Genomic DNA, 4,032 nt, shown 5'->3' with positions numbered 1-4,032 from the left:
TATTTTTTATATCTTGATCAGCTATTCACATACTTAGTTATAGTTATACGATTTTAAACAAGCCGCAATTAAATGATAAAATTTCCACTTAAGCTGATCTGTTCCCTTACAGCGCTTATTGTAGTAAAACCGTTTTCAGGGTATTCTCAAACCGCCCCCGCTGAATTAACCATTACCCGATTTTCCGGCCCCGCCATTACACCCAGTCCCGCCTGCCTGGCAGTAGCGCCTACAGGGGAAGTGTTTGTTGGTGTGGACATGATTGGTTCTCTGGGTAAAGATCCGGGTAAAGGCCGGATCCTGAAGCTGGTTGACAAAGACAATGATGGTAAAATGGATGAGCATATCGAATTTGCCACTGTCGACAATCCGCGGGGTATCATTGTAATGGGCAACCAGGTGTTTGTATTGCACACCACATTTTCCGGTGAAACAGGTAAAGCCACGGGAATGGCCCTGGTGGTTTTTGAAGATAAGGATGGCGATGGAAAGGCCGATGGTCCTCCGAAGCCGCTCATTGAGCATTTGAGCAACACTAAATACATCCAGGAGCGTGGAACAGATCATGCTACCAATGGTATCCGTATGGGTATTGATGGCTGGATCTATATTGCGGTGGGCGACTTTGGATTTCATGATGCTACCGACCGTTCCGGTAAAAAGTTAACCATGCTTGGCGGAGGCATCGTAAGGGTACGTCCTGATGGCACCGAAATGGAGATCTTTACCCACGGCACCCGCAATGTATATGATGTAGCCATTGATCCGTACATGAATGTGTTCACAAGGGAAAATACCAATGATGGCGGAGGATGGAACGTGCGTTTCTCTCATCATATCCAATCCGGGGAATACGGGTATCCCGTATTGTTCCAGCATTTTACGGATGAAATATTACCAGCCCTGGCAGACCTCGGCGGAGGCTCCGGTACCGGCGCCTTATTTATGTCGGAACCAGGCTGGCCGGAGAAATATAACAATGTGCCGATGATGGCGGATTGGGGAAGAAGCATGCTTTACATTCACAGGGTAAAGCCAGATGGGCCAACCTTCACACAAAAGGAAGAAGATTTCATCGCATTGCCCCAGATCACCGACCTGGATGTTGACGGGTCCGGCCGGCTTTACCTCTCTGCATGGGATGGCGCCGGCTATTCCGGTAGCGATACCATCGGCTTTGTGGTGAGGGCAGTGCCCAATAACTGGAGCTATAAAGCTTTCCCTGACCTGGCTAAAGCACCGGTGGAAGAACTGGTTAACCTGCTTCAATCTGCCAGTGCAGTGGCGCGGTTAAATGCGTCGCAGGAACTGCTTCACCGTGGCAACCAGCAAGGAATTGCTGCTACCCTTAAGATAGCATCAAACGCGCAGTTGCCGTTATACGCCCGGTTAGCCGGCCTCTACACTTATGCACAGGCCACCGGGAAAGATGGTATCGCAGCTTTACTGGAGCTTACAAAAGATCCATCTGTGAAGGAACATGCATTGCGCGCCCTGGCAGATCGTAAAGGCATTCTTACAGATGTACCGGAACAACCTTTCCTGGATGCGTTGAAAGATCCATCCCCACGGGTTCACGCCGCAGCAATAGTAGGATTGGGACGTTTGGGCCGCATTGAAGCTGCTGCCGCCTTGCTGCAAACCAAAGTGCCTGCCTCATTTGTGGCGCCTGCGAAAGATAAGGAAGGCCCGCATGCTACGCCTAACTCCGCCATTGTGCTGCCTCACCTGGCAGTGCGCGCCCTTGTGGAACTGAATGCGGTTGATGCGGCTGTATCGGCCATTAACGGCCCCAATGCCACCCTTGCCTTATGGACCTTACGCTATATGCATGAGGAAAAAGCGGTGGATGGGTTAATTGCTGCCTACAAACAATCGAAAGACGAAAAGCTGAAGAAGCAGATCCTGGTTACACTGGCCCGCCTGTACAGGAAAGAAGACGCCTATGACGCATCCTGGTGGTGGGGAACCCGGCCGGATTCACATGGCCCGTATTACAAAGCGGTACTTTGGGCAGGATCGCCGGTGATTGAGAAATTTATGAAGAAGGAAGCCACAAACCCGGCCCGCATGCCGCTTTTCAGGGATCTTGATGCCCGTAACAGGATGGAGATCGCTGCATTTGCCCCGCTGAAAAAGCCGGAAACCGTTGCCGCGAAAGAGCCTAAAGTGGACCTGGAGAAAATAAAAAGCAGGAAAGGACAGGTGGGCAAATCATCTATTGAAGATGTGCTGCTTGCTGTGAAGCAGTTAAAGGGAGATGCTGCCAAAGGAAGGGTATTGTTCACCAACCAGGGCTGTATCGCCTGTCATAGCCTCAGCAGAAGTGAGAAAATGAAAGGACCCTTTATGGGGCAGATCGGCTCTATCATGAACCGCGAACGGATTGCCGAATCCATCCTCAAACCCAATGCTTCAATTTCACAGGGATTTGCCACCGTAACAGTTACCGCGAAAGGTAATAAGACCTATGTAGGATTTATTACAGAAGAAACAGCTACTAAAGTGGTGATGAGAGATATTGCCGGAGAAGTGTACACGGTTAATGCAGCAGATATCCTGAGCCGTAAGGAAATGAAAACGTCTATGATGCCAACCGGTCTTGCCAATGCATTGTCGTACGACGAGTTTGCCTCACTGGTTAGTTTCCTCGCACAGCAAAAGAAATAATGATCTCTTTATAAAATATTCATCTCCTCCGGGCAAACTTCCCGGAGGAGATGGCATAACTTATTCCGCTCTCAGGCTTTTCACCGGGTTGGAAATAGCCGCCCTGATCGATTGATAACTTACCGTTAGCAATGCAATCATTACGGAAAGGAAAGCTGCCAATGCAAACACCCACCATTCAATGTTTACCCGGTAAGTATAATGCTGCAACCATTTATGCATGCCCCACCAGGCCAGGGGCGCCGCTATCAGGAAAGAAACCATCACCAGCTTTACAAAATCTTTCGACAATAACGTAGTGATACCGGCTACAGAAGCTCCCAATATTTTCCGGATGCCAATTTCCTTCACCCTGTTTTCTGCTACATAAGTGGCCAGCCCAAATAAACCAAGACAGGAGATAAATATCGTGAGCCCGGCAAACAAACCTGCCAGCTGCCCTTGTAGCTTTTCGCTTTCAAACTTGCTTGCATACGCTTCATCTACAAATTTTGCATCGAAAGGATAATCAGGGTTATATTTTTTGAAAATGGCGGCGGCCTTGTCCATGTTTTTGGTGGTGGAATTATTCCCGTTCAGTTTTATCTGCATCACGTTAAAGGTCATAAACCTGCTTTTTGCGCCGCATATCAGCAGGGGATTGGTGGGTTCGTACGGATTGGTAAGAATAAAGTCTTTGATAACCCCTACAATGTGCCAGTCTACACCCAGGTCGCTAACCGTTTTCCCTAACGGGTCTTTAAACTTCATTATTTTCAATGCAGATTCATTGATAATAAGCCCGGTTGAATCTGTAGGATATTGTTTCAGGTCAAGATCGCGGCCCTGTACAAATTGCAGGCCGGCGGTGGCGCCCAGCCCTTCATCGCACAGGTACCGGTCGAAGGATGGATTGTAGTTGGGATCTTTTCCTTCCCAGTTTTGTCCCCATCCGTCGCTCCATCTTTCTGTAAGGGGCGAATTTGTTTTGGTAACGGAAGTGGCAACATCCGATGCCAGCAATTCATTTTTTATCAACGCATAATTCTTAGCGATGTCGCCTGTCATGAAGTGGTATACCAGGTGATCTTTATTGTACCCTGTATTCCGGTTGCGGGCGTAGTCTATTTGTTGTTTTACAATAATAGTGCAGATGATCAGCAGGATGGCAAATGTAAACTGCACTACAACCAATGCTTTTCTTGGTGTTATTAATGCATTGGTTTTCTTAAACGTGCCTTTTAATACTTTCACAGGCTGGAAAGAAGACAGGAAGAAGGCCGGATAGCTGCCAGCCAGCAGGCCGGTGAACAGGATAAAGCCTGTAAATACCAGCCATGTATAAATATCCCCGAAGTGAAGGAACAGTTTTTTATCAGTAAG

Annotated in this window: 2 protein-coding genes; one reads left to right on the top strand and one right to left on the bottom strand. The window is 48.2% G+C overall.

Annotation, left to right across the window (positions count from 1 at the left end; all coding sequences use genetic code 11):
* The first annotated feature begins 72 nt into the window (after positions 1-72).
* A complete protein-coding gene (locus VN105_RS21380; protein WP_325644011.1) occupies positions 73-2,670 on the top strand; it encodes a DUF7133 domain-containing protein in 2,598 nt (865 codons plus the stop codon).
* 60 nt (positions 2,671-2,730) lie between these two features.
* Here VN105_RS21380 and VN105_RS21375 read toward each other — a convergent pair.
* Positions 2,731-4,032: ABC transporter permease (locus tag VN105_RS21375; protein ID WP_325644009.1), on the bottom strand; the 1,302-nt coding region annotated here is incomplete at its 5' end.

Origin of the sequence: Chitinophaga sp. (assembly GCF_035564935.1) — a bacterium.
Lineage (GTDB): Bacteria > Bacteroidota > Bacteroidia > Chitinophagales > Chitinophagaceae > Chitinophaga.
Note: the sequence above shows the minus strand (reverse complement) of the source record. Positions and strands in the feature narration are given on the sequence as shown.

Excerpts from the sequence above, each read along its gene's own strand:
- VN105_RS21380 (WP_325644011.1), top strand. The coding sequence starts at position 73 with ATGATAAAATTTCCACTTAAGCTGATCTGTTCCCTTACAGCGCTTATT.